Source organism: Paenibacillus agricola (assembly GCF_011440305.1).
GTDB classification, from domain to species: Bacteria; Bacillota; Bacilli; order Paenibacillales; family NBRC-103111; genus Paenibacillus_S; species Paenibacillus_S agricola.
The window spans coordinates 242,232-269,169 of sequence record NZ_JAAOIW010000006.1; the positions used below are offsets into that span (position 1 = coordinate 242,232).

Below are 26,938 nucleotides of genomic sequence, written 5' to 3' on the forward strand. Positions count from 1 at the left end.
GTGAGGTGATGATGGTGAACCAATCGCAAATGTGCCCTCGGTTTGAGAAAGCCATTGAAATACTAAGCAAAAGATGGACAGCATTCATCCTATTCCAGCTTTTATCGGGACCCAAGCGTTTTGTGGGTATCGAAAGCTCAATAACGAATTTAAGCGGTAAGGTTCTCTCTGAACGCTTGAAGGAGCTTGAGGCTGAAGGGCTGATTCAGCGGTCTGTCTATCCAGAAACCCCTGTACGGATTGAATATTCTTTAACGGATAAAGGTGCCGCGTTGGCTCCCGTATTTAGTGTTATTGCGAGCTGGGCTACGGAGTGGCTGCCTACAACTGCGCCGATTCCTGGTCCCGAATGTGAGACGCTGCTTAGTGAGACAACCTCTGGATCTTAAATTAAAAGCCCCGAACCTCCAAGCGAAAGGAAGATATCGCTTGAAGGATCGGGGCTTTGTTTTTAGAGAGCTATAAGAAAATGGGCTATTCCTTAATAATAAGGCCGAATAACTCGGCGAAAACCGAGGCTTGCTCCCGTGAAATGATACAGCCTTGCAAATCCTCTATTCCTACCCCCAGTCCAGCAAATTCACAATTACTGAGGTCAATGCCCTCAAGCTTGGTACTCGAGAATTGGGCTTTATCAATATTGCAGGCAAGGATTTGCACCTTGTTTAAGGTAGAGCTATAGAAATCAGCACCTCGCAAGGAGCAATCCTCCCATAGGCATTGCTTGATATCAGCAAACCGGAATGTAGCATAATCCCCAGAGCAATGATGAAACCGCACATTTCTCATCGTGGCACCCGTTAAATCCAATCCAACCATTTTGCAATTTCTGAATTCAGTCCGATGGAGGATGGCGCCATTAAAATCAACATTGGATAGGTCGCATTTCTCAAATAGCACATCGGTTAGCTCGGCCTCCCTTAAAGCGGATTCGATCCACGTCACATTATGAAAATGTACGCGATCTATGGTTGCCTTGCTCACCTGTAAGCCTTCCACTGTATAATCATGGACCGCTCCCGATTCGAGCTGTCCATCATGTTGGAGCTGCTCCATAACAAGCTCAAGCTCGGGCAAATCAACCGGAAGCTTGGGCGGCTCAAGGGGTGCGTCTTTTTTCTCTTTTTTAATATCCTTTTTCATATTGGTTTTCATAGGGGTTGTTACTCCTTTTGGGCTGGTCATAGCAGCTCTTGCTGTCTTTTTTTGCGATAATAAGAAGGGGTATGGCCGGTGTGCTGCTTGAACACACTAATGAAATAGCTAATATTATCAAAGCCGGCATCCAAAGCGATAGCGGCTATTTGCTGGTCGCTTTGCTCCAACTGCTTGGCAGCTTGCTGGGTACGGTAACGATTTACGTAATCTATCGGGCTTTTTCTCATCATATCACGGAAAAATCGGCAGAAATGCCCTTCACTCATATTCGCCTGGATCGCCAGCTCCTTCAACCGGATCGGCTCCTGGTAATGCTCATGGATGTAATGCAGCACCGTTTTGAGACGACCTGCTTTTTCACGGTTGGCGTAAGCTCCCGAATGGGGAGCCTGCCCGGCAGCATGGCCAAATAGCTGGGAGAAGATCAGGTACAGCTGTGCCTTGGTCGTCAATTCGTGCAAGGGCGCTGCTTCCACGTTGCTGCGGATGATCTCGCCTAGCAGAGACAGCACAGCTTGCTCCCAATCCGCTGCACCTGTCAAATGGACAGGGGGTGCTAGTTGGCGCTGCAGCAAAGGATCAAGGAATTGCTCCTGCACCGCATCGTACATCGAGCTTGCCAAAAAATCGGCACGGAATACAAGGGCATCGTAGCTGCAGGATACGGGTATTTCAAGCTCTATTGGATAGCCTGCATGGATATCACCGCTTTGGATAAATATGGCTTGGCCCTCACTAACCTCATATCGGTCGGCTCCGACCTGAAAGGTCGCTTTGCCGGAGGTAACCTTAATGAATTCTAATTCCTCATGCCAATGGCATTCGAGAATCGGCTCTCCCGCTGCACATTCCAGCTGGTAGACACTAACGGGGTACATCGGGTGGCCGTGAATCCGGTTTTCCTTCAGGGTATCAAAGCGATTTATAGTAACCATGCCTCCAACATATCAGGATACTGTTAGTATTCGTCAAGATAGTAGAAGAATTCCTGCTTGCATATCAATATTATTATACTTATATGTAAGACATCATTTCTTTTACATGAAACATAATCCTGTTGGGAGGTTCATTTCATTATGAAATTTACAGATGGCTATTGGCAAATTCGAGAAGGGGTAAGCGCCCACTACGCCGTAGAGATCCGCGATATCCAGACCGATGCTGATTCGGTTACCGTGTACGCTGCGGATAAGAAGGTCCAGCGCAAGGGCGACACGCTGAACAGCCCGCTTTTGACTATACGCTACAGTTCGCCGTTGCCCGATGTGATTCGCGTCCAGACCGTCCATCATAAAGGCAAAGCAGTTAAAGGGCCGGCGTTTGAATTGTATGCCCAGGATCCGGAATTGCAGATTGTCCATACCGAGCAGGGAGCAAGCCTTACCAGCGGCAAGTTAAAGGTCCATATCCCATGCGCTGACGCTTGGAAAATTGATTTTGAATATGAAGGTAAGCGCTTAACCGGTAACACACAAAGAACGACTGCTTATATCAAAACCTCCGACAAACAAGCCTATGTGCGCGAGCAGCTTGATCTGGGGATTGGCGAATATATTTATGGCTTGGGCGAACGCTTCACCCCTTTCATCAAGAATGGGCAAACCGTCGATATCTGGAATGAGGATGGGGGAACCTGCAGCGAGCAGGCCTATAAAAATATTCCGTTTTACTTGTCCAACCGCGGCTATGGAGTATTTGTTAACCATCCTGAGAAGGTATCCTTCGAGGTCGCGTCCGAGCATGTTTCGAAGGTGCAGTTCAGCGTAGAGGGCGAGTCGCTGGATTACTTTATTATCGGCGGCGAGACGATTAAGGACGTGCTTAACAATTATACGGCGCTCACGGGCAAGCCCGCTTTGCCGCCGGCATGGACCTTCGGGCTATGGCTGACGACCTCCTTTACGACGAGCTATGACGAGGAAACGGTCAACCATTTTATAGACGGAATGATCCTGCGTGAGGTGCCTCTGCATGTGTTCCATTTTGACTGCTTCTGGATGAAGGAATACCAATGGTGCGATTTTGAATGGGACAAGGATGTGTTCCCTGATCCCGAAGGTATGCTGAAGCGTTTGAAAAGCAAGGGCTTGAAAATATGTGCATGGATCAATCCGTATATTGCCCAAAAATCTCCGTTATTTGATGAAGGCATGGAGCAAGGCTACTTGGTCAAAACGAAGGAAGGCGACGTCTGGCAATGGGATAAATGGCAGGCGGGCATGGGCTTGATCGATTTTACGAATCCAGGCGCTGTGAAATGGTATCAAGGGAAGCTGAAGCGGCTTGTTGATATGGGCGTCGACAGCTTCAAAACCGACTTTGGCGAGCGGATTCCGACAGATGTGGTTTATTTCGACGGCTCCGACCCGCAGAAAATGCACAATTATTATACCCAATTGTACAATAAAGCGACATTCGAGCTGCTGGAGGCATCGCTTGGCAAGCATGAAGCTGCCGTGTTCGCCCGTTCAGCTACCGCCGGAGGCCAGCAGTTTCCGGTGCATTGGGGCGGCGATTGCTCTGCGAATTACGCCTCTATGGCGGAAACACTGCGCGGCGGCTTATCGCTTGGGCTATGCGGCTTCGGCTTTTGGAGCCATGACATCAGCGGCTTCGAGAAGACGGCTCCGCCCGATGTCTACAAACGCTGGGTTGCGTTTGGGCTGCTCTCCTCGCATAGCCGGCTTCATGGCAACGAATCGTACCGGGTGCCTTGGCTGTTCGGCGATGAAGCGGTTGATGTACTGCGTTATTTCACGCAGCTCAAGTGCAGCTTGATGCCGTATTTGTTCAGCGCATCGGTAGAGGCCACCGTCAAGGGCTTGCCTGTGATGCGCGCCATGGTGCTCGAATTCCCCGAGGACCCTGCGGCACACCCGCTGGACCTGCAATACATGCTGGGCGAATCGCTGCTCGTGGCTCCGATCTTTAATGAAGCGGGCACAGCTTCCTACTATGTGCCGCAGGGCATATGGACGAATTATGTGACTGGCGAGAGGGTGGAAGGTGGCCGCTGGATAACAGACCGCCATGGTTATTTCAGCCTGCCGTTGCTGGCTAGGCCGAATAGCCTGATCGCTGTGGGCAGCAACAGCCTCCGCCCGGATTACGATTACGCGGACGGCGTTGTGCTCCATGCGTTCGAGCTGCAGGACCAGAGCGCCGCGGAGGCGCAGGTGGTGAGCACGAAGGGGGAGCTGGAGCTAACTGTCCGCGCCCAGCGGAGCGGCTCCACGATTCGTGTGCAAGCCATCGCTGATGGCGGCTTCGACCAGCGCCAGGCGAGTGGCGAGCGCGCTTCAGCTACCACAGGCAAAGCCGATGGCGCCAACGCCAACGAGGCGAACGTCGACAGCGCCGGGAAAGGCGCTGCTGCTAGTTCAAAGCCATGGAGCCTGATCCTGCGCGGCGTGGCTGAAATCCAATCGGTGCAAGGCGCTGACTGGTTAGCAACAGAGCAAGGCGTTCGGTTGAACCCTGTCGCTGGAGCGACGGAAATTATCGTACATTTAAAAGAATAGACTCCATCGAACATCGTAGCCCCAGCCTTGCAGTCCTGAAATCAAATAGTATAGCGAGAGCCAGATCCAGGTTTTTCCTCTATTACGCAAAGTGATTGCTACAAATCGCATCATAAAGTTTCGTTATTTTAATACAGCTGGTCAACAGAGCGATCGAAGCGTGGAACCTGTCAGCTTGCTTTTTAAAAATCCTGTAGGCAACTTAAAATATTATCCAATATAGACGCGATAAAAATAAAATTAAACCTTCCAGCTCCTTAGGAAAAAAACAAATAAAAAAGGATGAACCCGAAGTAACGGTTCATCCTTTATGTTTAGTATATTTATACACTAGGGCTGCAACGAACTTTATTAAGTCCGGTTACGTCCCATCGAACGCATGATCAAGCTAACAATAAACACGAGTACCACTGCGCCTATCAATGCAGGCACTATAGCGAATCCTCCGACCACCGGACCCCAGCTTCCCAATAACAGGCCACCAAGCCATGCCCCAATGAAACCTGCAATAATGTTACCAATAACACCACCAGGAATATCTTTACCCATAATCATTCCCGCTAGCCATCCAATAATACCACCGATAATTAAGGACCATAAAAAGCTCATTTTGTATTCCTCCTTTTGACTGTGTACTTGCTTGCTTTTTATTAACCTATCCAATCTCGATTGAAACTATAACTTTTTAAAGTGATTTTTATTTTTCCTTAATCTGGTAACCGTTGCTCGGCATATAGGGTTTGTTTACCAAAAATAAACCCGCAACCTAACCCCATGTGATATGATCAAGAAAGGAATGAAAACCTTTACAAGGGAAGGAAAGTGGGAGCATGGCAAAATTTTTCACGGAGTTCAATGAAGGGCATCTGAGTTTTATACAAGAGCAAAAAATGTTTTTTGTAGGGACGGCTCCTTTGTCCGGAGGGAATGTCAATGTCTCGCCTAAAGGCTATCATACATTACGTGTGCTTAACCCCAACCAAGTGATTTATGCAGACTACAATGGCAGCGGCAATGAAACGGCGACCCATTTGTCAGAGAACCAAAGAATTACTTTTATGTGGTGCAGCTTTGCTAACAGCCCTTTAATATTAAGAGGCTATGGGAAAGGGATCGTTATAACTAAGGATCATGATACATTTGCTGAATACCTACATTTGCATTTCCCTGACTTGGATGCAAGGGTGATCAGGCAGTTATTTGTAGTGGATATCGAATCTGTGCAAACCAGCTGTGGCTTTGGCGTACCTATTATGTCCTTTGTAGAAGAGCGTGATACATTGATCAAGAGCTCCGAGCGAAAATATATAACGATTTAAAAAAGATAGTCCGAATTATAGGGGGCATACAAATGATTCTCGAAGTTGCTATTTTGCAGGTAAAGCCAGGGTTAAACAATGAATTCGAAAGCAATTTCAGAAAAGCTTCGCGTATTATTTCTACGATGAAGGGTTATATGAGCCATGAATTGCAAAAATGTGTGGAGGAAGAAAACAAATATATGCTATTGGTCAAGTGGGATCAACTTAAGGACCACACGGTAGGCTTCAGAACCTCGCCGGAGTATTTGGAATGGAAGGCATTGCTGCACCATTTCTACGATCCCTTTCCGACTGTAGAGCATTATATAAATATTCCTTTGGATGAACCATCGAATCGGGGATCTTGAAAGGTTGGGATACACGGTGGGCTATTAGGAAGTGCTTAGAGGCATGTTGTTACCGCAACATGCCAAACGGTCCATATAGTTATCTCTCGAACAAGTACGTAATTAAAAAGTGATAAAGTGAACCGTACTCTCATAAATAACGGCAAGCCATTTAAATAGTTACCGATGCGAGCATGACTACGTTTAAGAAAGATTTAGTGACCTCGTGCATCAAATAATGTTTAAGCAAACCTTCCTCCTGAAAGCCTAGCTTTTTTAATATTTTAAGGGAGGCAGCATTCTCGGAAAGGACTTCCGCTTGAATTCTGTGATGCCCGATATTTTCCTTGCTGAAGTCAAGCACGGCTTTTAGCGCTTCTGTCATGATCCCATTGTTCCATAAGTCCTTCTGCAAATCATAACTGATTGTAAGAGGATAACGGGGTACGTCTTCAAAGGTGCCTCTCGTTGGCATTAACATAATAGTCCCTATCAGCCTGCTATCCTTGAGAGAAGAAATTCCCCAGGGAATTAGCTTTTTTCCTTCAAAGTATTGATTCCAAGAGTCGATCAGCAGTGTGGATTCTTTAACGGATGAAGGACCTTCCCAATCTAAATATTGAAAGAAATTTGGGTCTCGGTAAAAGTTATACAAGTCCTCCGAATCATCGGCAGTAATTTGTCGTAAGGACAGACGTTCCGTTTGGATGAATGGGAATGCGCTAAATAAGTTTTTTTGATAGGGCACAGTTCTCACTCTTTCCCTTTTTTGGTCTAGTTTCAAATCGTATAGTATCTGTCTTAAAAGCAGATTAAAATTGTAAGAAGTAACATAACTTTAAATATCGTGCGGTATTTACAGTTATAAACAATTTCGATGAATAAGTTGTTCTCTTTTCCGTATTCAACTATCCTTCAAGTTACCGAAATAAGATTGATTATAATACAAATTTGGAATAACGGGTACTGTCACAATTGTCATTAGTGAGAAGCTTTCTTGCGCGAAGTTTATTTTTACAGGATATGGTTATCCCGGTCGACCAGGAGTACCTGATAAATTTGATACATAGGATAAAAGATAAGATTTGTCGAATTTATTTTTTAACTAACGGATACCGAAAAAAGCCTTTAATCACACAAGCGATTGGTGCAATCGCTCTTGTGTAATTAAAGGCTTTATTTAGTTTATATGACTTCCAGCAAGCTGACATCACGGCGCTTGCTTAGATCGATATAAGCTTGCTCCTGCTGCACTAACGGCCTCAGAAACTCGTAAGGGTTCAAATAAATGACCTTGCCAATGGAGCCATCCGATAAAAGCACCTGTTTGCCGAGTAAATGCTGGAAAAACCTTTTGAAAAAGGTTAGCAGGATCGGTGAAGGGAGCTTGCCATAAATTTGTTGGGAAAAATGCTGCACGACCACCATACTTGGCACAGAGGGCTGATGTAAACGGTCAGACAGCAGCGCGTGAAATATATCGGCAACACTGATGATTTTGCTGTACAAATCAATTTGGTCTCCTTGGAGCCCATACGGATAGCCGCTGCCGTCCTCCCGCTCATGATGCTGGAGCACAGCCGTGGAGATACGATTCGAGATGCCGACGGTATCCTTGATAACCTCGTAGCCCCAGATCGGATGCTTTTTCAGCACTTCACGTTCATAATCATCCAGTGGGCCAGGTTTGTCCAAGATGGAGCTGGGTACTTTCATTTTGCCGACATCATGCAAAAGCCCGGAAACCAGCAATTGCAGAACGGCGCCGTCGCCTAGCTGCAGCCATTTTCCAATCGTTGCAGCCATGATTCCCACACCTAGGCTATGCTTATATAAATATTCATCATCGGTTACTTTAATATTTTGCATCGTCCTAAAGAAATCCGTCTGGTTAATTAAGGGCAGCAATTTGGGAATGAGCTTTGATTTGATTTCAAGTATAGGAATTTGGTTGGAAATTCTAATTTCACCAAACATATCGCTGATATAACGAACCTGCTCTTCGACAATCTTAGATATCGGGTCAATCACAACATCCAAATCGAAGGATTCGATCCGGTGCTTATTCAAATTCTCAATATGGCTTTTGGTAAGCACGGTATTTGCCGATAAAACGAGAACTCCGGTTGCATTCATAACATCTTTCATAATCCGTTTCCCGATATAAGCCTTAGTAATGCCCATTTGAATCACCTCGGTGTTGTTATAGTGTTGTGTGATGATAAGTGACTTTTATATTCGAGATTTACATAAATAATTGATATAAAAGAGTAGGAGCAAACCCAACAGCTCGAAGCCTAACGCATAAGCGGGAACATTGCGCATAGCGGAGTGTAAAAAGGAGTGAATGGTATCAAACTCGGGAGAAATTTTAAGCACCCACATGACATCCGGAAGGGCTCCGAAGCAGGCAGCAGCAAGTATGAACATATCCTTGGTATGCCAAGCGATATGAAATAAGAAAGCAATTACGATGCTCCCTATCCCAATATTAGCCAGCATTTGTAATTCATAGTGAGGCACCGCGTCCAGGGCAAAATGGGAATAGAGGCACCCTATAAAAACAATCGGCAGTGCAACTGCTTTTTTGGTGCCCGAAATGGCTCTAACGGATGATAGTTGGAAAATAGCAGATGCTGCCAGCATATGGGTGGCGACTAACATACTTAAATCTCCTAAGCTTTAATTGTTAAATACAACTCAATTATACCTTTTGCCCGAGCTGAATGCGAATCACTTATACGAAATGCAAGTAGGTAAATATTTTTAAATAATTGAGTTTTATTGAGTTTTATTGATTATATTCGTTGTTTTGTGTTACATTTTAAGTATTCATTTTAACTTAGGAGGAATTTTTAATGAAAGCACGTCTTCAAGCTATCGCCCAACAAGCGCAGGTATGCTCCTGCGGCAATAAGCACTACAGTATCGATATGGATACGATTGAGATAGGGGCAGGAGCACTTAAACAAGCGGCCGTTTATATAGCAGAGCAATCCTGGACCCACGTTGTGATGATCGCTGATGCCCATACGTACCTTGCAGCGGGGAATAATCTTGCTGATGAGCTTAAGCAGCGAAATGTTGCTTGCCATGTGGTTATGCTGAAGCCGGATGACAATGGTGATGTATTGGCGAATGAGGTTGCCATTGTGCAAGCTTTGCTGGAAGTTCCGTTGCATACGGATGCCATTCTGGCCGTCGGGTCAGGCACGATCCATGATATTACCCGGTTCGTCAGCTATAAAATGGGCAAGCCGTTCGTATCCGTACCAACTGCTCCTTCCGTGGACGGCTTCAATTCCATGGGTGCTCCGCTGATTATTCGCGGATTTAAAACAACGTACCAGCTACACTGCCCAGTCGCTTTATTTGCCGATATGGAGGTGCTTGGGAAAGCTCCTGCCCCCATGAGGGCAGCTGGCTTTGGCGATATGATCGGCAAATACACCTCATTGCTGGATTGGACGTTTTCCCACCGGATGGCGGATGAGCCCTATTGCCCACTTTCCGCAGAGATGACCCGCGAAGCGTTGGAAAGCTGTGTGGTGCATGCGGAGGACATTGCCGCTGGCAACGATGAAGGTATTCGCATATTAATAGAAGCGTTAATTATTTCTGGCTTGGCGATGCTCATCTTCGGGCATTCACATCCTGCATCTGGGGGCGAGCATCATATTTCCCATAGCTGGGAAATGATTTTTTTGAAGGAAGGCAGAAAGCAGATTCTTCATGGCGCCAAGGTTGGAGTAGCTGCGCCTTTAATAGCAGAACGCTATAAGCAGGATTTGGTTCCTTATTTAAACGGGAGCAGGGCATGGCCGGAAGGTGCAGACAAGGGGCTGCAGGAGAAGCTTATTGCCAATAAGGAGGAGCTTCTGGAGGCTGTGTTATCTTTGCCGGAGCCTGCGCGGTTTAAGGAGCTGCTTGCTCAGGTAGGCGGGCCAACGGAGCCGCAGGATTTGGGCTTGGAGGAAGCGCATGTCGCCCATAGCATGAAAGAAGCGCATCTGATCCGTATGAACCGGTACACCATTCTACACTTTTTGAACGTGCAAGGTTTGTAAAACCGGCTAGTCAGCTATAGGTTGCTCCTACAGATTGGTGCCTGTTTGCTGTGCACACTGCTGCCGTTAGCGTGGGTGTCCACCACGATTCCCTAGACTATTCCCGCATGGCTTGCGTGATGGGTTGAACGACGATCACTTCGATATGCCGATCTCTTAGGCTGGCGAGAAAGGCTGGATCGGCTGCGCTGTCGGTAATCAGCGTGTGGATTTTGGGGAAGTCGACGGAGGTCGCGAGCGAACGGCGGTTTAGCTTGGAGCTATCGATCAAGGCGACTACTTTGGTGGCATTGGCGGCCATTGCCTTCTTGAGCTCGGCTTCTTGGAAGCTGAATTCGGTAAGCCCATGCTCGATACTCAAGCCATGGGCCGAGGTGAAGAAGATATCGGCATGAATTTGGCTGAGGACGGCCTTGCCAAGCAGCCCTTCGATCTCGGTGCTAGCTGGGCGAACGACCCCACCTGTAACAATGACATTGATCTGGATGTTCTGGGCAAGCATCTGTGCGGTGGCCAAGCCATTCGTAATGACAGTCAGGTTGGTGGTAGCAGCCAAGCACCGCGCCATCTCCAGGCTCGTCGAGCTGGCATCAAGAATGACACAATAGCTGTTATCAATAAGCTGCACGGCAGCTTGTCCGATAGCGGCTTTTTGTGGTAGGTTGACGAGCTTCCGTTCGTTAAACGGAGACTCGGTGGATGGTTTAATCGGCACGGCGCCGCCGTGAGTACGGACAAGCAGCCCATCCTCCTCCAGGATTTTGAGGTCGCTGCGTAAAGTGCCCTCTGAAACCTGCAGGAGTCGAGCGGCATCCTTGACGATAATTTTGTGCTCTTCCTTCAATATATGAATGAGTTGATTTCGGCGAATTTGTGCAAGCAAACAAATCTCTCCTCTAGCTGGATCATGCTTTTAGAAATTATAACACAAAAAACACCAAGCAGGTGCTCCTCCAAAGGGAAGAAGAGCCCGGTCTGGTGTATCCTAAGCCTGCTTTAACCATTAGTACAATTTCCTTGAGTGTCCGTCCGCGCTTGTTTGGCAGTTTGGGAAAAGCTCTTATTTATTGACCGGAACGGCATTGAAATATTCCTCCAATGTTACGCCCTTTTCTGTAATTTCTTTGGACAGCTGGGTTCCCAAGTAACGCAGATGCCAAGGCTCATACTGGTAGCCGGTAATCGCTTCTTTGCCTTTAGGATAACGGATGATAAATCCATATTCAGACGCATGTGCATCCAGCCAAGCGGACTCTTTAGTTGCGGCAAAGCAGTTTTGTGCTGCGCATTTACCATTGCTTCCGGATACGTCGATGGAAAGCCCCGTTTCATGTTCGCTATGTCCAGGCATGGCGCTGTAGGTTCTCGCTTTTTCTTCCCCGTCTTGTTTAACATAATTATTATACAACGTTTTTTGGGTCGCGTAGGAACGGTAAGCGGAGACTCCGGCCAAGCTAATGCCATCTTTTTTGGCTCCTTCGAATAAGGCTTCGAGTGCGGTAGCGGCTTCCTTGCGCATTTTACGTTTATCGAGCTTCTCGCTGAATGTAAAGGCGACATTGGGATAGACGAGATCCTGCGGCTCGTAGCTTGCTGGCAAGGCATTTTGTTTATTGACAAGCGCGGCGATGCTTTCCGGCTTGGCCACTACTTGAATGGCGGCGCCTTTAGGTGGAGCCGTCACGGGCGTAGGTGCGGGCTCAGAGCCGGAGCCTTTACCGGTGCTGCCCGAATTAGTGCTGGCGTTAGAACCCGCTTGGTTGCCGGAAGAAGCACCCGTACCCGCAGCTTGCGAGTTGGGATCAGTTGCCGGAGTTGTAGAGGGCTTCCCTTGGGCAGGAGGCACGGTATCCTTAGGGCTGCTGCTGGCTGCCGGGGCAGTAATGGCTGGAGAAGTAGCAGCGGGTGGGGTGCTATTCTCGTTTCCGCAGCCTCCAAGCACGGACCCTGCTATAGCGAGCCATATAATGGCAAGCCTTGTTTTGTTCATAATAAGTTCCTCCTGGTTAAGTTTAGCTTAGCTGAATAATTAAAAAATGCTGGTATTATAAAAATAGACTTTAGAAAGACCGAAAAAGTTGCACGAAAGCTTATTGTACCTAGTTTAGTGGCTTATGTAAAACTTAATTTATGTATCCGAATTTTGCACACGAAAGTAATATTTTTCTTGAAATATAGTTCGAAGTACTCATTTTAATTAAATTTACACAAAATTTGATTTTCACAAGAAGGCTTCACGTCGCAGGGTGTCGAATTAAGGTATAATATGCCTTACCATGTGCGTTACTAAACGTTCAAATCATTTACAGCGGGGTGCTCATTGGATATGGAAAAATCAACGGTTATCGGTCTTGTGCTTGCATTAATATCAATTGGGGTCGGGATGGTGCTAAAAGGCGCAAGCATTTTAACATTGTTTAATCCAGCAGCTCTGCTCATTATTTTCGGAGGAACAGCGGCAACCTTATTCATCGGTTTTCAAATGAAGGAGTTAAAGAAGATTCCTAAGCTTCTAAAAATTCTTTTTAAAGCCCAAGCATTAGTAGAGAAAAAGGATCTTATTATTCGTTTTATGGAATGGGTATCGATTACACGACGTGAGGGCTTACTGGCTCTAGAAACACAGGTTGATCAAATTGAAGATAATTTTTTGCGTAACGGGATGCGGATGATTATTGATGGAAATGATAGCGAGTTTGTCCGGGATGTACTGCTAGAAGAAATAGCCTCTACTGAAGAACGGCATCGTAATGGAGCCTTGATCTTTGCACAAGCGGGTACCTACGCACCTACACTGGGTGTGCTTGGAGCGGTTGTTGGGCTAATCGCGGCACTCAGCAATTTGAACGAGGTGGAAAAGCTGGGTCATTTGATTTCTGCTGCTTTCGTCGCTACATTGTTCGGGATCTTTTGTGGATATGTAATCTATCACCCGATGGCTAACAAGCTGAAACAGATCTCCAAGAAGGAAGTTGAGATTAAGCTGATTATGGTAGAAGGGCTATTGTCGATTCAATCCGGTATTTCAACGATCGCTATGAGGCAGAAGCTTTCCGTATACATTCCGACAAGTGAACGTCACCTGCTGGATGTTGAAGGAAGTGGAGGTGCTGAATGAGTAAAAAGCGGCACGAGCATCATGAGGAGCATATCGATGAATCGTGGCTGATTCCATATGCCGATATACTGACCTTGTTGCTTGCTTTATTTATCATTTTGTTTGCTTCGAGCCAGATTGATTCGAAGAAATATGAGTCGATCATGAAAGGTCTTAATGCCGGGTTTAATGGGGGAACGGGTATGTTCGAGGTGTCCAATATTGTGCCTCTGAATGTTTCGCCGAATGCAGAAAAGAAAAAAGAGGATGAAACCAAAAAAGAGGATAAAACTCAGGACCAAAATAGCCAGCAAGATCAACAGCTAAAAGCAATGTTCGAAAAGGAAGCCCAGGACCTCAAGGAGCTTCAGGAAAAGCTGGAGGGCTATATTAAGGATAACGGGCTGACTACACAGCTAGAAACCAAATTGAATGAAGATATGTTAAAAATCACGATACGTGACAATGCGTTATTCCAATCCGGTTCAGCCGATATCAAGCCAGAATCGCAGATGCTTGCACAGACAATATCCAGCATGCTGAGCTCATATAAAGAGTTTAACGTAGAGGTATCCGGCTTTACAGATAACCGTCCGATCAATACTAGAGAGTTCCAAAGCAACTGGGATTTAAGCGCCAAACGGTCGCTGAACTTCATGAAATTCCTGATCCTCAATGATCAAATCGATCCTTCACGTTACCGTTCCATCGGTTATGGTGAATATCAGCCGATCGATACGAACGACACGGTCGACGGACGCGCTAAAAACAGGCGTGTTGAGGTCAATATTCTTAGGCAGCTCAAAGCTTCAGGAGCTAAATCATTCATTCCATAAACAAATGCAAGAAGCCTCCAATTTCCACGATAGATGTGGTTATGGGGGGCTTCATTTTTTTGGAAGCTCCTTCATGTATGTATGAAGTACTTAGCCTTTTTTTGCATTTATTTCATGAACATGTGATACTATATTTTCAATTAGGACTTCGGTACTTATTGAATTCGTTTGGATGGAGGCACACACGATGGATGTATATCCTTTTGCTTATGATCGTACCCAACCATTTATACGGCAGGTTCGCGAATGGGTCGTGGACGTGCTTTACGATATATTGCCAGGGTCCGGCTTCGAGGTTCGTGATGAGCAGATCTTTATGGCATTTCAGCTAGAGCGGGCGTTCACCGAGAAGCAGACGATTTTCGCAGAGGCTGGCGTCGGCACGGGGAAAACCCTAGTTTATTTATTATATGCGATTTGTTACGCGCGATATATGCGCAAGCCGGCAATTATTGCCTGTGCGGACGAGTCATTAATCGAGCAATTGGTCAAGCCGGGAGGAGATATCGACAAGATCACCCGGTTTTTAGGCATAGATGTCGATGCCCGGCTCGCCAAATCACCAGATCAATATATTTGCCTGGTGAAGCTGGATGAAGCCAGGCTGGGGCATCAGGACACGGAGCTATACAAGGAGCTATATGGGCAATTGCCCGAATTTGTCCGTTCCAGGGAGACGCTGCAATCATTTCATGCATATGGCGACCGCAAGCATTATCAGCAGATGAATGACGAGCAATGGGGCAGGGTAAGCTGGGATGCTTACCAGGATTGCTTCGTTTGCCCGCAACGGCATCGCTGTGGACAGACGTTGTCGCGCGACCATTATCGCCGCTCGGCCGATCTGGTTATTTGCTCTCATGATTTCTATATGGAGCATATTTGGACCTATGAAGGGCGCAAGCGGGGAGGGCAGCTGCCGCTGATGCCTGAGCATAGCACCGTCATCTTCGATGAAGGGCATCTGGTGGAAGCTGCCGCGCAGAAGGCATTGTCTTATAAGCTGAAGCATATCGTCTTCGAGGAATTGATCACCCGGCTGCTAAGGGGAGAAATCCGCCATTCCTTAGCCGTGCTCGTGGACGAAGCGATCGACCGAAGCGAGGCGTTATTTGACCTGCTGGAGCGGCAAAATAAGGCAATCCCCGGCTCCGACCGAAAGCAAGTGCTGTTAAATGAACAACTGCTCAAGGAGATAAGTCTGTTCCGGGATTCCTTGGAGGCGATCGAAGAGGAGCTGGTGCTGGAGAGCGAGCTGTATACGTTAAATCCTTATCATTTGCGAATTGTCGAGGAGCATATGGGGATGATGCAGAAGGCGCTCAGCTTGTTCCAGCAAGCGGAAAGCTTCGTTTGCTGGGTGACGGAAAGTATTACCGGGCTGACGCTGGAAATAATGCCCAGAGCGGTTAAGGAGGTGCTGCGCAAGCGTGTATTTAGCTCGCATATGCCCATTGTGTTCACTTCGTCCACGTTATCCGTTAACGGCTCCTTCGACTATGTGACAGAAAGCCTTGGTATCGAGCATTATTTATCCTTTTCGGTGGATTCTTCGTATGATTATGAGCACCAGATGGAAGTCATTGCCCCCCGCTGGTCGTATCGGGGAACCTTCTCGGAGAAGATGAAGACAACGGTTCGTTTGCTGGAACGCTCCCAAGGGAGGGCTTTAATTCTATTCTCAACCAAGGATGCGCTCCAGCGTTTTAAAAGAGAAATCGCCCACTATCCAGAGGTGGCAGGAATGCGCTTTGGCTTCGAGGGCGACCGGGAAATTAGCGGTTTAATCGCGGATTTCCAGCATGATGAATCGAGCATCCTCTGCGCCGTCAGCTTGTGGGAGGGGCTCGATATCCCCGGTCCATCGCTTTCGAACGTGATCATGTGGACATTGCCCTTCCCGCCACAGGATCCGGTCTTCATGGCCAAGCGCGAAGCCGCGGCTTCGCCTTACGAGGAGGTGGATCTGCCCTACATGCTGCTGCGCCTTAAGCAGGGAATGGGGCGGCTGATCCGCTCCCGCGAGGACCACGGTACCATCGCGATCCTCAGCGTGGAACTGCACGCTGAGGGCTCGGCGCTGAAGGGGCACATCGAGCAGTTGCTGCCTCCGGGGGTTCAACTGAAGGAGTCCTTCTGAGGGGCACCTTCAGGTGAATGGGTAACATTATTGAAGCGGATGCTGCAATATTTGCACTTTATCAATGAATAGGTAACAGGAAACAATGAATAAGTTACAGGCTTCACGAAAGGCTTTCGCCATCCCAAGGACGGCGGAGGCCTTTTTCACTTCAATATCCGAAACTAAAAGCTGTGGAGCCATGAGCCGCGACGATTCTATTTGTCCTTGGTTAAAAAAAACATTCGAGGGTAAGCATAAGTATACACCTACAGAGGGAAAATATAGGAAGGGCATTAACCATATAAAAACATATAACACTTTGATAATTAAAGTTATGTATGTTATTATAGATACTATATTTAAATAACTAATATTTCATATGGAGGTTATAATCGATGTCTAAAGACTTTTTGGCAGCTATCAAGGAAAGACGCAGTATCTATGCAATCAGCAAGGAATCCCCAATTTCGGATGAGCGCATTTTGAAAATTGTAGAAGAAACCGTTACTCATGTACCTTCTTCATTCAACTCGCAGAGCACAAGAATCGTCGTATTATTCGGTGAGCAGCATAATAAGCTGTGGGATTTAACGACGGACGTTTTGAAGGCTATTGTGCCTGAAGACCAGTTCGAATCCACCCAACAAAGAATGGATGGCTTCCGAAATGGCTATGGCACCATTCTGTTTTTTGAAGACCAGCAAGTTGTTATCGGTATGCAAGAGGCTTACGCTACCTACCAGGATCGTTTCCCGGTTTGGGCTCAGCATACGAATGCTATGCATCAATTTGTAATCTGGACGGCTCTTGAGCTTGAAGGGCTAGGTGCCAACCTACAGCATTACAACCCGCTGATCGATGAGAAAGTGAAAGCGGATTGGAACTTGCCTGAGAGCTGGCAGTTGGTTGCCCAAATGCCTTTCGGGAAACCAACAGCACCTGCTGGAGAGAAACAATTTAAGCCGATGGAAGATCGGCTGCTTGTATTCAAATAAGCTGGGGTATAAGGAAGCGCGTTTGGCTAGCAGCCAAGCGCGCTTTTTTCGAGCTTTTCAACGACAGCCAGGCTACTGCAGAAGCTTACCAATTTTTTTAATTGGACGCAAAAAAGCACCTCTGACCCACTATTGAATGGGTTAGAGGTGCTTTGCCTATGGCTCAGAATGACTTAAGGCGTATAAAAATTTTCGGTGTAATAGATGCTCATTTTCCCGCCGAAGGCTACGCCTACACCTAGGTACTTAATATCACTCAGCAAGGCTATGCGATGCCCTTCCGAGTTCATCCAGCCATGGTGGGCGAATATTGCGCTTGTCTGACCAGCTGCAATATTCTCAGAGGCTGAGCTTAATTTAAGGCCGTCATCCCTCATCCGGTCAAATGGGCTTTTGCCATCGGGGCTTTCGTGGGCAAAATAGTTTTGCGCCGCCATGTCTTGGCTATGCTTGCGGGCCGTGCCGGAAATGGTAGCATCCCATGTAAGGATAGCCTTGCTCAGCTTGGTTCGATGGGCGTTGGCCAAATCAAAGGCCTCACGTTCATAAGAGGCAATTAACGCGGCGCTCGCATCGGGATAAAAGGAATCCAATGCAAGCTCATAGGGCTTGGTTACAGCCTGGACGCCAGTTACGACATTACCAAGGAACAGGTCATAGAAGAAGGTGACATAGGCACCGTCGATTTCATAGGTGGCATATTCGTTTTTGCCATAGTTCATAATAAACCTTGTGTTGCCCTTCTTGATCGATTCCAGCGGGGCTCCATATTGGCTGGTCACCTGGGCTTGGGCAGAACCATCGGCTATACCTTTATTGTTCTGCCAATTCGCAGACGGGGTATAAAGGGCGACGACCTTGCCTTCGCCGATCCCGATTTGCGCATAGCTGGAATAATCCTGGTTATACACATACCAAGTAAAGCCGTATTCGCTGGCATCCTGCCTAGCAGGTGCACCCAGCTTAGCTAGTGTAGCTTCGAGTGAATCGCCCAGCTTCACACCCTTCAACGTAACTACCGCTGTAGAGGAAGAATCCGTGCTGGCCGTGGGTAAGGCAGGTTGGACAGGTACGGTTGGTAACGTTGGAGCAGGAACGGCTGGCGCTGGCACGTTAGGCGACGGCCCGCTAGGTGCGGCAGCAGGCTGAAGCTGAAATTGCTTTTGCTTCAAATTGCGTATAAATTGCACGGATTCAGCACGTGACAGCTTGTCGGCGGCTTTGTAGCCCTCGACAGTAGCGGCTGTTTTGCCACTGGATAAGCCTTGATCCAGCAAATAGGTGATCGCATCGGTCAAGCTGACGGTGCCCTTTTGCGTAGCGGCAATGATCAGCGCGACATGGCCACGATTAAAGGAATCGCGATTGTTGGCCGGCAGCACCGGCCAATTCTGCGCTGCAGCTATATCGTAATAAGGCTTGTACCATGCCGAGCCGGTTGTAGCGGCCGGCAGCTTGACTTCGGGGTAGGCTCGCAGCAGCATCGCCAAAAACTCAGGCTCGGTAACTTGCCGGTCTGGCTGGAAGGTTCCGTCTGCATATCCATCAACGACGCCGTTTTGGATAGCCCAATCAATCGCAGCAGCGCCCCAATGGCGTGAGGTATCACTAAAGGTTACAGAAGCAGCATAGCTAAGAGGCAAAGAAGCGATAGGAGTGAGCAATAATGCAGTGGTCAGGGCAACTGGCAGCAAGTATTGAATCCAAGTTTTCAAAGTATCAGCCTCCCGAAATTTTCTGAAAAGATTAGCCTCGAAATAAATCTATGAATACTATAACTATATCATAATATTCGGTATTTCTTTACTATAGAAGTCCCCTTGAAAAATGTCTATGTGAGAGTTACAAGAATTTGTTAGCGATTCGTGTTACAATTTGCCTTCTAATTGTAATAGAACTGAAACATGCAGCTCATCTTGTTTTAATGTTCATAGCCTATACTAATAGATGACCCCCTTTTAAAATATAAATCTTAACCCCAGCTGCTCCGAAGCAGCTGGGGTATTTTTTTGTTGATGCATTTTCCTATATTTGGAATGTGATGATGATTCGTTTGAAGTATGTTTGGCTAATAAATAATGGGAATAAATAATGGGAGTAAAACTCAGTGTTGCTTACGAAGTCCATCTGCTTAGGCTAACTTTTGAGTTTGAGGAGGATTACAATGCCCTGGAGAAAAAATGATTACCCCGTTTCCATGAAAAATTTGTCGCCCCGTATACGGGAGAAAGCTGTCGAAATAGCCAATGCTTTATTGAAGGATGGTTATGAGGAAGGACGCGCAATTGCGATCGCAACTGCCAAAGCCAAGGAATGGGACGAAGAGCATCCCAAGGAAGGTGACGGGCAGCAGGAGCATAGCTCCAATCTTCATAAAACATAGAAAATGTATAATGTGGTTCCGTTGGTACATGCTAGTATTTACAATAATTTTTAATAAAATAAAATGAATGATGGGAGCGATGATGATGTCTAATTCCAATTCACAAACACAAACCATGCCACCCCAGCACCAAAACCGCCAGCCTGGCTTGGAGAGCGAAATGAATCCACGTCCGAAGTCCGTTGACCGTAAGTATAAAGGCAGCGGCAAGCTACAAGGGAAGGTTGCCATTATTACAGGAGGCGACAGCGGTATCGGGAAGGCAGCCGCTGTCTGTTATGCAACCGAAGGTGCTGATGTGGTCATCGTCTATCTGGACGAGCATAAGGATGCCGAGGAAACAAAGCGATTGATTGAGCAAGAAGGGACCCGCTGCTTGCTGATAGCTGGAGACGTCGGCCAGGAGGCGTTTTGCCAGGAGGTCGTCCGCAAAACTGTGGATACGTTCGGAAGGCTCGATATCTTGGTCAATAATGCCGCAGAGCAGCATCCTCAGGAATCGATTGAGGATATCACACAAGAACAGCTGGAGAAAACGTTCCGTACCAATATATTTTCGTTCTTTTATTTCACGAAGGCGGCTATGGCCCATCTGAAGGAAGGCTCGGCGATCATTAATACTTCTTCGATCACCGCCTATAAAGGCAACCCGATGCTGCTTGATTATTCCTCAACGAAGGGTGCGATCGTCGCATTCACCCGCTCGCTGTCGACGAGCTTGGCGGATAAAGGCATACGGGTTAATGGCGTGGCTCCAGGTCCCATCTGGACGCCGCTCATCCCATCTACCTTTGATGCGGAAAAGGTTGGCGAATTTGGCGGCGACACTCCGATGAAGCGGCCGGGGCAGCCTGAGGAATTGGGACCTGCCTACGTATTCCTGGCCTCAGATGATTCCTCCTATATGACCGGACAGTTCCTGCATATTAATGGCGGCAGCGTCATTAATGGCTGATTACCTTTTACTGACTAATGAATGGTGTTGTTGAGCTTAGATGAATCAGCAGCAATAGAAAACCCATAACAAGCTTTGGGCTCCCCAAAGAGGAGCTTAAGCTTGTTATGGGTTTTTATCGTCATTTACGCAAATTTTCAAAGCCTGCCAAAGTTAAGCATAGTATTTCCGTGGAAACAGTTTCACCCCGGGATTACCGCAAACGTAATAGGGGCTGATCGCATGACTAGTGACCAATAAGGCATAGGAAGGTACGTTTCAGGCCAGCCGTTGATAATAGCTTTAAAAAAACAGCAAATAAGCTTATACTGATTTAGGATGAACTTGTACATAACATGGGAAGTAAAAGTAACTTTATCATTCAGGGAGGTATACACATGATTTTCAGCGATTTGGCAACTTGGGAGAGCGAGAAATCGCAATACCCGCAAGCGATTAATAAAGGCCTGGAATACATTCGTTCTACCGATTTCAGCACAATGGCTGCAGGCAAGTATGAAATTGAAAGCGATCTTATGGTAGCGATGGTTCAAGAGCCTACTACGAAGAGCTGGGACCAGCAGCGTCCGGAATCGCATCAAACCTATATTGATATCCAATATTTAATTGAAGGCGAAGAAGTGATCCGAGTGGCCACGTTAACAGCAGAAGCTGTCGTTTCCGAAGAAGCCTTTGCTTCGCGGGATGTTGCTTTTTATGAAAAAACCGCCGCTGAGAGCTCTTTGCAGCTGTATCCGGGAGCGTTCACCGTATTTTATCCGAGCGATATCCACCGCCCTTGCTGTAGTGTAAAGCAGGATCAAGCAATAAAAAAAGTGGTCATCAAAATTCATAAATCCTTGTTGGGCTTGTAGAACCAAATAAAGTCGAACTAAATGAACCTGGGACTTGTATATTAGGGGCTGCGCCGCAATCGGCGTGGCTTTTTAGTTTTTAGTGGTCTTTTTACAGGGTAGCGGTTTATTTCGCTGACCTTACCAACTATTACTGTCAAAAGCTGCTCGCCTCCAAATCCAATGGCTTATATAAATGAACGAACTGGTTTATTCCTTTATATATCATACCAAATTGTCGGAAGCAGTGGTACAATATTGAATCAATAGATTGTCTTGCAAAGGTCGTGGAGTCATGTTCAGTACAGCCCTTTTACTTGTTCTTAGTTCCGGTTTCCTTCACTCTGTCTGGAACCTGTATACCAAGCGCAGCATGAATAAGCATGTTTTTTTATGGTTCTGCCAAATCGTCGCTATCCTCGCGTTCCTGCCTTGGGCAGTTAGGGATTGGGGGAGCACAACACTTACGAGCATAGGCATCCTCATGATATTAGCTTCTATGCTTTTGCATGGTCTCTACATGATGTTATTAGCCGCTACGTATACAATCGGCGATTTATCGCAGGTATATCCAATTATGAGGGGAACCAGTCCGTTATTAGTTCCTTTAATAGCGGTTTCCGTGCTTGGTGAGCAGTTGTCTATAGCAGGATGGTTAGGGATCAGCTTGATTGTCCTTGGTATCGTGTTGCTGAGCAATATTACATTCAGACGCAAGGCGTCGAATGTAGTTTCAGTTTCAGTCAACAAGAAGGCGCCACTATTAGCGTTGGCTGTTGGCGTCTGTATTGCTTGTTATATTGTAGTGGATAAAATCGCATTGGATTATGTGTCTGCGGTTGTATTAAACGAGGCCGGCAATATAAGCACGCTGCTGGTGCTTTCTTGGGCAACCATTCGATCAGGAGGCATCCAAAGGGAGCTGAAGGCAAATTGGAAAGTCATGCTGCTAGGCGGATTGATTGCACCCGGCGGATATTTGTTATTTTTGCTGGCGTTGGACTACGCACCCGTCGCCCAATTGGCGCCTATGCGGGAAATTGGCACGGTGTTTGGGTCCTTAATGGGGGTATTCATCCTGCGGGAGAAGCAGGGTACAAGGCGTTTGTTCACCTCTATCCTGATTACAGCAGGAATTATTATATTAGGAGTGTGGGGGTAATCGGTACCCAGCAAGCCTCTCTGGTCTACATACAAGAGAAGTGACGCTTAAGACTTAACGTCACTTGTGTCCACGCGAAACTCACAATCGCTACGTTCGTAATAGGCGCCGTTTATTTTCACATATAAAGGCGTGATTTTCTCAATGATTCCGCCATCATCCACTCTAACCGGAATATCATCCGCAGTGCGTTCCCAAACCGTTACTTTTAACTGAAACAAAGACGCAGCGAATAGCTGGGTATCGGAATAAATTGCCCTTGATTTAGACATTATTTTCACCTCAGACACCATATTCGACATAACCAATATGAATCCCTTTCAGTGACAAGGACAATCTGCAAAAATCCTTTTAGCTTGAGGCCTTTTTGAACGAGGTTTGTAACACTTGCTCGGTTGAAGGGTTAAATCGGATCGTTACGAACACGCCAAACTCTCCACCCTCATTGCGTAACCACAGCTTGAATTTTTCTTCGGCAATGTCCTCTGCAATATCCGTTCGCCCTACATGCAAATAGTCAACGATGGAGGCATGGTACTCCTTCTGCGCGGCTTCCAGTGCCTGTTTGCTCCACTTGGCATAGGAGGGGGATGGGGCGGGGGCAGCTAGGACGGAAGATGTAACAAAAGCTAAAAGGATCAACAACAGCATCAGCAGCTTCATATATTTCATAATAGGTATAACCTCCCTTTAGCAATTTGAATTTGCCTTTATTATCCCTTCAGCCAGATTTTTCATGCAAATATAGACAAAAACTCGCCCCATGGAGGGACGAGTTGTGCTTGTGTGACCATTAAAAAAAGCAGAGGATGAGAATGTGTATTTGCTTACTTAACCGTTTTATTGTAAGTACCAAGCTTGGTCGTGATTTCTTTGGCAGCACTGTCTAAGGCTTCCTTCGGCTGTTTCTTGCCGTTAAGCACTTCTTCGATCGCGCCTTCAGTTAATTGGCGAGCCTCTGGGAACACGCCCATCACTGCTCCTTGTGTCGCGGTATTGGCTTTAGTTGCATGCAACTGGTCAACTGCCGTTTGCAGCTGAGGGTATTTAACCAGGTTGTCTTTGACGATTTGTTCGTCATAGGCTTTTTTGGTGATCGGGAAGTAGCCCGTGTTAACATGCCAATAAGCTTGTTGCTTAGGCTCGGCAAGGAATTTGATAAATGCCCAAGCGCCATTCTGCTCAGCTTCACTGCGGTTGTTCAAAATATAGACGCTTGCGCCTCCGACAATAACACCGCCGTCTTTGGCATCAGCGGGCTTAGGCAAGGTGCCTGTACCAACGGCAAATTTGCCTTGCGCACCGTCAACGATTCCGCGCAGCGAGCCTGTTGAATCCAGCGTCATACCGACTTGGCCGGCGATAAAAGCTTTTTTGGTATCGTCTGTTTTGCGGCCGAGGTTCAGGGAGGATTTATCGTCTACCATTTGCTTCCACCATGCCAATGTTTTTACACCAGCATCGCTGTTAAGCATCGACTCGGTGGCTAAGCCTTTGCGGCCGTTGCTGTTATTGAGCAGCTCCACACCTTGGTTAGCGAAGAATTGCTCCATAAACCAGCCGTAGATGGCGAAGGAATTACCGAACTTGCCGTCTTTGGTCAATGCTTTGGAGGCTGCAGCAACTTCATCGTAAGTAGTCGGCGGTTTCTCGGGATCAAGCCCTGCTGCTTTAAACATATCCTTGTTATAGTAAAGGATCGGGTTGGAGGTATTGAACGGCATCGAATTCAGCTTGCCATCAATCCGATAATAATTCAAAATATTTTCTTCCAGCTGGGATAAATCGTATTTGTCTTGATCAATAAATTTTTGCATAGGAGTAATTGCCTTGGAATCAATCATAAAACGGCTGCCGATTTCGAAAACCTGGATCAGCGTCGGGCCGCTTTTGGAATCCATCGATGTTTTCATTTTATTCAAGCTTTCATCATAGGTACCTTGAAAGACGGCTTCTACAACCACATTTTTCTGGGATGCATTGAAGTCGGATACCAGTTTATCAATTGCTTTGCCCAACTCCCCGCTCATAGAATGCCACCATACGACCTTAACGGGCTCGCTGCTAGCAGCGGGCTTAGGCGCCATTGCGTTATTATCGGTTGCTGTTGCTGTTCCGGCTGCTGTTGGCGGCGCCACTGTACCTCCACATGCTGTGATGAAGAGCATCACGATGGCCATACAAAGTGTCACTAAACTTTTACTGCTCCAGCTTTTCATTATCTTCTTCGCTCCCTTGATCCTATTTTATTTATTGTATATAGAGCGTCCATAAGAACGCGTTATACCGCAACCAAACTGGGCGAAACCAGCTAGCCTTTTACAGCTCCGGCTGTAATGCCGCGAACTAGCTGCTTGATGCCAAGCACCAGTAACAGCAGCGATGGCAGCATCACGAGTGTAACTCCGGCCAACACGAGATTCCACGAGGTCATCTCCTCGAATTGCAGCATGCTGATGCCGATTTGCACGGTGCGCATTTGCTCGCCATTGGTAATCAGCAGCGGCCATAGGTACATGTTCCAATGAGTCAGGAACGAGTATACAGCAAGTGTGGCGAGGGCAGGGCGTGCCAAAGGCAGCACCATCTGGAAAAAGCTTCGCATATGGCCGCAGCCATCGATTTTTGCCGCTTCGAAGAGCTCGGAGGGCAGCTGCAGGAAAAATTGGCGGAGCAGGAACGTACCAAAGGCCGTCGCCAAAAACGGCACAATCAGTCCTTCGTAGGTGTCGAGCCAGCCCCAGCTTTTGACGGTCAAATAATTAGGAATCATTGTGACTTCCCATGGAATCATCATCGTCGATAGAAATAGCGCAAAGAGGATACTTTTGCCGGTGAAACGTAAAAACGCAAAAGCGTAAGCTGCCATGCTGGCTGTCAGCAGCTGGCCGACCATTATGGCTGTCGAGATTATGAAGCTGTTCATAATAAAAGTGAAGATCGGCACAAGCTGGGTAACGGTGATGAAGTTATCCCAATACAGGCCGCCCGGAAATAGCTTGGGCGGGTAGGAGGAAGATTCCGCTGGTGTCATGAAGGAAGCCGAGAACGTGAATAGAATTGGATATAGCACCAAGGCTGCGGCGATACCGAGCAGTACATATACCGCTGTATGCTGAAGGCGATTGCTCATTGGTAGTGCACCTTCTTTTCGAAAAATGTAAATTGCAGCAAGGTTAGTACGAGAATAATGGCAAACAGTACAAGAGCTTGGGCGCTGCCGATCCCAAAGCGGAAATTAATGAAAGCATCCTGGTAAATGTTATAAACCACAACATCGGTCGTATACATCGGGCCGCCTTTGGTCAGGATGTGGATTTGTCCGAACGATTGAAAGGCTCCAATCACAGACACAATGGCCACGAAAAAAAGTGTTGGTGATACCAAAGGAAGCGTTAGCTGCACGAAGGTGCGGAGCGGGCCGGAGCCATCGATTTTGGCACTGTCATAGATTTCTTCCGGGACGCCCTGAAGGCCGCTCAGCAGCACGATATAATTGAAGCCAAGCGTCATCCATACGGTCATGGCCGAGACGGACACCAATGCCCAAGCCGGGTCGGTTAGCCAGCCAATCGGGGCAATGCCCACAATGCTTAAGAAATAGTTGAGAATGCCGACGCTTGGATGGAATAGCATCATCCAAATGACTGAGCCCGTACCAACGGAAATAGCAATGGGCAAGGAGAACACAAACTGGAAAATACGCATCCCACGCAGCTTGGTTTGCGTCAGAGCCGCAAGCAGCAGGGCGATAAGAATACAGGTCGGCACGGTGAGTAGGGTGAAGGATAGAGTTACCTTCAGACTTTGGTAAAAGCGCTCCGACAGGAACAGCTCTTGAAAGTTCTCCATTCCTACATACGCGGCAATTCGACCGCGTGGATCGGTGAGGTGGAGGCTGAGGTACACGGACTTCAGCAGCGGATAGAAAAGAAAGACGCTAAAAACCAGCAGGGATGGCGCCATGAATACATAGGCGAGCATATTTTCTTGCCAGCGGAGGTGCATACTGAGCTTGCGGCGAGTGCGACCAGCTTGGCTGATGGCAGCCGGCTTCGCTGTGCTGTTGGGGGCTAATGCGAGATCATTGTCCAAGAGACTCACCATTCATTCACTCCTAACGGTTCTGGTTAAGCCATGCCGATTCCATATGGGCTTCCT

The 26,938-nt window shown here is 47.2% G+C and carries 28 protein-coding genes; 14 read left to right on the forward strand and 14 right to left on the reverse strand.

Features of this window, described 5'->3' with window-relative positions:
* The first annotated feature begins 14 nt into the window (after positions 1 to 14).
* Complete coding sequence (locus tag G9U52_RS18395; RefSeq protein ID WP_166152254.1) at positions 15 to 389, forward strand: winged helix-turn-helix transcriptional regulator; 375 nt, start codon at positions 15 to 17, stop codon at positions 387 to 389.
* Between the two features lie 85 nt (positions 390 to 474).
* Here the strand turns inward: G9U52_RS18395 and G9U52_RS18400 are convergent, their stop codons facing one another.
* Positions 475 to 1,155 (reverse strand): pentapeptide repeat-containing protein, encoded by a 681-nt coding sequence (locus G9U52_RS18400; RefSeq protein WP_166152095.1) that lies wholly within the window; start codon positions 1,153 to 1,155, stop codon positions 475 to 477.
* 26 nt (positions 1,156 to 1,181) lie between these two features.
* Positions 1,182 to 2,093, reverse strand: coding sequence for an AraC family transcriptional regulator (locus G9U52_RS18405; RefSeq protein ID WP_166152096.1), 912 nt, complete (start codon positions 2,091 to 2,093; stop codon positions 1,182 to 1,184).
* A 141-nt stretch (positions 2,094 to 2,234) separates the two neighbouring features.
* Here G9U52_RS18405 and yicI point away from each other — a divergent pair, with 141 nt between their 5' ends.
* A complete protein-coding gene (yicI, locus tag G9U52_RS18410; RefSeq protein WP_166152097.1) occupies positions 2,235 to 4,679 on the forward strand; it encodes an alpha-xylosidase in 2,445 nt (814 codons plus the stop codon).
* Positions 4,680 to 4,743: 64 nt separating this feature from the next.
* Positions 4,744 to 4,902: a WYL domain-containing protein gene (locus G9U52_RS42110; protein WP_446430482.1), complete on the forward strand. Its 159-nt coding sequence runs from the start codon at positions 4,744 to 4,746 to the stop codon at positions 4,900 to 4,902.
* 128 nt (positions 4,903 to 5,030) lie between these two features.
* On the opposite strand, the gene G9U52_RS18415 is transcribed toward G9U52_RS42110, so the two are convergent.
* Entirely contained in the window at positions 5,031 to 5,288 is a 258-nt protein-coding gene (locus G9U52_RS18415) for a GlsB/YeaQ/YmgE family stress response membrane protein (protein WP_166152098.1), read from the reverse strand.
* 221 nt (positions 5,289 to 5,509) lie between these two features.
* On the opposite strand from G9U52_RS18415, the gene G9U52_RS18420 reads away from it, so the two are divergent.
* Together G9U52_RS18420 and G9U52_RS18425 are read left to right on the forward strand one after the other, a co-directional pair.
* Positions 5,510 to 5,998, forward strand: coding sequence for a pyridoxamine 5'-phosphate oxidase family protein (locus G9U52_RS18420; RefSeq protein ID WP_166152099.1), 489 nt, complete (start codon positions 5,510 to 5,512; stop codon positions 5,996 to 5,998).
* 32 nt (positions 5,999 to 6,030) lie between these two features.
* On the forward strand, positions 6,031 to 6,348 hold the full coding sequence (locus G9U52_RS18425) for an antibiotic biosynthesis monooxygenase family protein (RefSeq protein WP_166152100.1): 318 nt from the start codon (positions 6,031 to 6,033) through the stop codon (positions 6,346 to 6,348).
* Between the two features lie 151 nt (positions 6,349 to 6,499).
* Here the strand turns inward: G9U52_RS18425 and G9U52_RS18430 are convergent, their stop codons facing one another.
* From G9U52_RS18430 to G9U52_RS18440, 3 genes are all read right to left on the reverse strand, one after another.
* A complete protein-coding gene (locus G9U52_RS18430) occupies positions 6,500 to 7,075 on the reverse strand; it encodes a GNAT family N-acetyltransferase (RefSeq protein ID WP_166152101.1) in 576 nt (191 codons plus the stop codon).
* A 437-nt stretch (positions 7,076 to 7,512) separates the two neighbouring features.
* Positions 7,513 to 8,511: an HD-GYP domain-containing protein gene (locus G9U52_RS18435; RefSeq protein ID WP_166152102.1), complete on the reverse strand. Its 999-nt coding sequence runs from the start codon at positions 8,509 to 8,511 to the stop codon at positions 7,513 to 7,515.
* A 48-nt stretch (positions 8,512 to 8,559) separates the two neighbouring features.
* Positions 8,560 to 8,991 carry a hypothetical protein gene (locus G9U52_RS18440; RefSeq protein WP_166152103.1) on the reverse strand — a complete coding sequence of 144 codons (432 nt, stop codon included), beginning with the start codon at positions 8,989 to 8,991 and terminating at the stop codon, positions 8,560 to 8,562.
* 194 nt (positions 8,992 to 9,185) lie between these two features.
* On the opposite strand from G9U52_RS18440, the gene G9U52_RS18445 reads away from it, so the two are divergent.
* Complete coding sequence (locus tag G9U52_RS18445) at positions 9,186 to 10,394, forward strand: sn-glycerol-1-phosphate dehydrogenase (RefSeq protein ID WP_166152104.1); 1,209 nt, start codon at positions 9,186 to 9,188, stop codon at positions 10,392 to 10,394.
* A 97-nt stretch (positions 10,395 to 10,491) separates the two neighbouring features.
* Here the strand turns inward: G9U52_RS18445 and G9U52_RS18450 are convergent, their stop codons facing one another.
* Together G9U52_RS18450 and G9U52_RS18455 are read right to left on the reverse strand one after the other, a co-directional pair.
* Positions 10,492 to 11,277 (reverse strand): DeoR/GlpR family DNA-binding transcription regulator, encoded by a 786-nt coding sequence (locus tag G9U52_RS18450; protein ID WP_166152105.1) that lies wholly within the window; start codon positions 11,275 to 11,277, stop codon positions 10,492 to 10,494.
* 177 nt (positions 11,278 to 11,454) lie between these two features.
* Positions 11,455 to 12,384, reverse strand: coding sequence for a M15 family metallopeptidase (locus G9U52_RS18455; RefSeq protein ID WP_166152106.1), 930 nt, complete (start codon positions 12,382 to 12,384; stop codon positions 11,455 to 11,457).
* A 336-nt stretch (positions 12,385 to 12,720) separates the two neighbouring features.
* Between G9U52_RS18455 and motA the strand changes: the two genes are divergently transcribed.
* The 4 genes from motA to G9U52_RS18475 all read left to right on the forward strand — a co-directional run bounded on the left by motA (position 12,721) and on the right by G9U52_RS18475 (position 17,444).
* Positions 12,721 to 13,512 (forward strand): flagellar motor stator protein MotA, encoded by a 792-nt coding sequence (gene motA / locus G9U52_RS18460; protein ID WP_166152107.1) that lies wholly within the window; start codon positions 12,721 to 12,723, stop codon positions 13,510 to 13,512.
* Positions 13,509 to 14,327 carry a flagellar motor protein MotB gene (locus tag G9U52_RS18465; protein ID WP_166152108.1) on the forward strand — a complete coding sequence of 273 codons (819 nt, stop codon included), beginning with the start codon at positions 13,509 to 13,511 and terminating at the stop codon, positions 14,325 to 14,327. The genes motA and G9U52_RS18465 overlap by 4 nt, the downstream gene beginning before the upstream one ends.
* 187 nt (positions 14,328 to 14,514) lie before the next feature.
* On the forward strand, positions 14,515 to 16,467 hold the full coding sequence (locus G9U52_RS18470; RefSeq protein ID WP_166152109.1) for an ATP-dependent DNA helicase: 1,953 nt from the start codon (positions 14,515 to 14,517) through the stop codon (positions 16,465 to 16,467).
* A 377-nt stretch (positions 16,468 to 16,844) separates the two neighbouring features.
* Entirely contained in the window at positions 16,845 to 17,444 is a 600-nt protein-coding gene (locus tag G9U52_RS18475; RefSeq protein WP_166152110.1) for a nitroreductase family protein, read from the forward strand.
* A 173-nt stretch (positions 17,445 to 17,617) separates the two neighbouring features.
* Here the strand turns inward: G9U52_RS18475 and G9U52_RS18480 are convergent, their stop codons facing one another.
* Complete coding sequence (locus G9U52_RS18480) at positions 17,618 to 19,159, reverse strand: CAP-associated domain-containing protein (RefSeq protein ID WP_166152111.1); 1,542 nt, start codon at positions 19,157 to 19,159, stop codon at positions 17,618 to 17,620.
* Between the two features lie 449 nt (positions 19,160 to 19,608).
* Here G9U52_RS18480 and G9U52_RS18485 point away from each other — a divergent pair, with 449 nt between their 5' ends.
* The 4 genes from G9U52_RS18485 to G9U52_RS18500 all read left to right on the forward strand — a co-directional run bounded on the left by G9U52_RS18485 (position 19,609) and on the right by G9U52_RS18500 (position 22,777).
* Positions 19,609 to 19,827 (forward strand): DUF2188 domain-containing protein, encoded by a 219-nt coding sequence (locus tag G9U52_RS18485; RefSeq protein WP_166152112.1) that lies wholly within the window; start codon positions 19,609 to 19,611, stop codon positions 19,825 to 19,827.
* Between the two features lie 85 nt (positions 19,828 to 19,912).
* A complete protein-coding gene (locus G9U52_RS18490; protein ID WP_166152113.1) occupies positions 19,913 to 20,782 on the forward strand; it encodes an SDR family oxidoreductase in 870 nt (289 codons plus the stop codon).
* 377 nt (positions 20,783 to 21,159) lie between these two features.
* Complete coding sequence (locus G9U52_RS18495) at positions 21,160 to 21,636, forward strand: NanQ anomerase/TabA/YiaL family protein (protein ID WP_166152114.1); 477 nt, start codon at positions 21,160 to 21,162, stop codon at positions 21,634 to 21,636.
* A gap of 274 nt (positions 21,637 to 21,910) precedes the next feature.
* The gene (locus G9U52_RS18500) at positions 21,911 to 22,777 is read left to right on the forward strand and encodes a DMT family transporter (RefSeq protein ID WP_166152115.1); all 867 of its coding nucleotides are present in this window, start codon (positions 21,911 to 21,913) and stop codon (positions 22,775 to 22,777) included.
* A 47-nt stretch (positions 22,778 to 22,824) separates the two neighbouring features.
* Here the strand turns inward: G9U52_RS18500 and G9U52_RS18505 are convergent, their stop codons facing one another.
* The 5 genes from G9U52_RS18505 to G9U52_RS18525 form a co-directional block, all read right to left on the reverse strand.
* Entirely contained in the window at positions 22,825 to 23,049 is a 225-nt protein-coding gene (locus G9U52_RS18505) for a hypothetical protein (RefSeq protein WP_166152116.1), read from the reverse strand.
* A 79-nt stretch (positions 23,050 to 23,128) separates the two neighbouring features.
* Positions 23,129 to 23,449 carry a DUF3889 domain-containing protein gene (locus G9U52_RS18510; protein ID WP_243767419.1) on the reverse strand — a complete coding sequence of 107 codons (321 nt, stop codon included), beginning with the start codon at positions 23,447 to 23,449 and terminating at the stop codon, positions 23,129 to 23,131.
* A 155-nt stretch (positions 23,450 to 23,604) separates the two neighbouring features.
* Positions 23,605 to 24,996, reverse strand: a complete 1,392-nt coding sequence (locus tag G9U52_RS18515; RefSeq protein ID WP_166152117.1) for an ABC transporter substrate-binding protein — start codon at positions 24,994 to 24,996, stop codon at positions 23,605 to 23,607.
* A gap of 92 nt (positions 24,997 to 25,088) precedes the next feature.
* Positions 25,089 to 25,910: a carbohydrate ABC transporter permease gene (locus G9U52_RS18520; RefSeq protein WP_166152118.1), complete on the reverse strand. Its 822-nt coding sequence runs from the start codon at positions 25,908 to 25,910 to the stop codon at positions 25,089 to 25,091.
* Positions 25,907 to 26,785: a carbohydrate ABC transporter permease gene (locus G9U52_RS18525; protein WP_243767436.1), complete on the reverse strand. Its 879-nt coding sequence runs from the start codon at positions 26,783 to 26,785 to the stop codon at positions 25,907 to 25,909. The genes G9U52_RS18520 and G9U52_RS18525 overlap by 4 nt, the downstream gene beginning before the upstream one ends.
* Positions 26,786 to 26,938: the final 153 nt, after the last annotated feature.

Excerpts from the sequence above, each read along its gene's own strand:
- G9U52_RS18465 (WP_166152108.1), top strand. The coding sequence starts at position 13,509 with ATGAGTAAAAAGCGGCACGAGCATCATGAGGAGCATATCGATGAATCG.
- G9U52_RS18475 (WP_166152110.1), top strand. The coding sequence starts at position 16,845 with ATGTCTAAAGACTTTTTGGCAGCTATCAAGGAAAGACGCAGTATCTAT.
- G9U52_RS18515 (WP_166152117.1), bottom strand. The coding sequence starts at position 24,996 with ATGAAAAGCTGGAGCAGTAAAAGTTTAGTGACACTTTGTATGGCCATC.
- G9U52_RS18490 (WP_166152113.1), top strand. The coding sequence starts at position 19,913 with ATGTCTAATTCCAATTCACAAACACAAACCATGCCACCCCAGCACCAA.
- G9U52_RS18435 (WP_166152102.1), bottom strand. The coding sequence starts at position 8,511 with ATGGGCATTACTAAGGCTTATATCGGGAAACGGATTATGAAAGATGTT.
- G9U52_RS18495 (WP_166152114.1), top strand. The coding sequence starts at position 21,160 with ATGATTTTCAGCGATTTGGCAACTTGGGAGAGCGAGAAATCGCAATAC.
- G9U52_RS18455 (WP_166152106.1), bottom strand. The coding sequence starts at position 12,384 with ATGAACAAAACAAGGCTTGCCATTATATGGCTCGCTATAGCAGGGTCC.
- G9U52_RS18400 (WP_166152095.1), bottom strand. The coding sequence starts at position 1,155 with ATGAAAACCAATATGAAAAAGGATATTAAAAAAGAGAAAAAAGACGCA.
- G9U52_RS18500 (WP_166152115.1), top strand. The coding sequence starts at position 21,911 with ATGTTCAGTACAGCCCTTTTACTTGTTCTTAGTTCCGGTTTCCTTCAC.
- G9U52_RS18425 (WP_166152100.1), top strand. The coding sequence starts at position 6,031 with ATGATTCTCGAAGTTGCTATTTTGCAGGTAAAGCCAGGGTTAAACAAT.
- G9U52_RS18520 (WP_166152118.1), bottom strand. The coding sequence starts at position 25,910 with ATGAGCAATCGCCTTCAGCATACAGCGGTATATGTACTGCTCGGTATC.
- G9U52_RS18485 (WP_166152112.1), top strand. The coding sequence starts at position 19,609 with ATGCCCTGGAGAAAAAATGATTACCCCGTTTCCATGAAAAATTTGTCG.
- G9U52_RS18415 (WP_166152098.1), bottom strand. The coding sequence starts at position 5,288 with ATGAGCTTTTTATGGTCCTTAATTATCGGTGGTATTATTGGATGGCTA.
- G9U52_RS18525 (WP_243767436.1), bottom strand. The coding sequence starts at position 26,785 with ATGCACCTCCGCTGGCAAGAAAATATGCTCGCCTATGTATTCATGGCG.
- G9U52_RS18405 (WP_166152096.1), bottom strand. The coding sequence starts at position 2,093 with ATGGTTACTATAAATCGCTTTGATACCCTGAAGGAAAACCGGATTCAC.
- motA (WP_166152107.1), top strand. The coding sequence starts at position 12,721 with ATGGAAAAATCAACGGTTATCGGTCTTGTGCTTGCATTAATATCAATT.
- yicI (WP_166152097.1), top strand. The coding sequence starts at position 2,235 with ATGAAATTTACAGATGGCTATTGGCAAATTCGAGAAGGGGTAAGCGCC.
- G9U52_RS18505 (WP_166152116.1), bottom strand. The coding sequence starts at position 23,049 with ATGTCTAAATCAAGGGCAATTTATTCCGATACCCAGCTATTCGCTGCG.
- G9U52_RS18470 (WP_166152109.1), top strand. The coding sequence starts at position 14,515 with ATGGATGTATATCCTTTTGCTTATGATCGTACCCAACCATTTATACGG.
- G9U52_RS18510 (WP_243767419.1), bottom strand. The coding sequence starts at position 23,449 with ATGAAATATATGAAGCTGCTGATGCTGTTGTTGATCCTTTTAGCTTTT.
- G9U52_RS18445 (WP_166152104.1), top strand. The coding sequence starts at position 9,186 with ATGAAAGCACGTCTTCAAGCTATCGCCCAACAAGCGCAGGTATGCTCC.
- G9U52_RS18440 (WP_166152103.1), bottom strand. The coding sequence starts at position 8,991 with ATGTTAGTCGCCACCCATATGCTGGCAGCATCTGCTATTTTCCAACTA.
- G9U52_RS18420 (WP_166152099.1), top strand. The coding sequence starts at position 5,510 with ATGGCAAAATTTTTCACGGAGTTCAATGAAGGGCATCTGAGTTTTATA.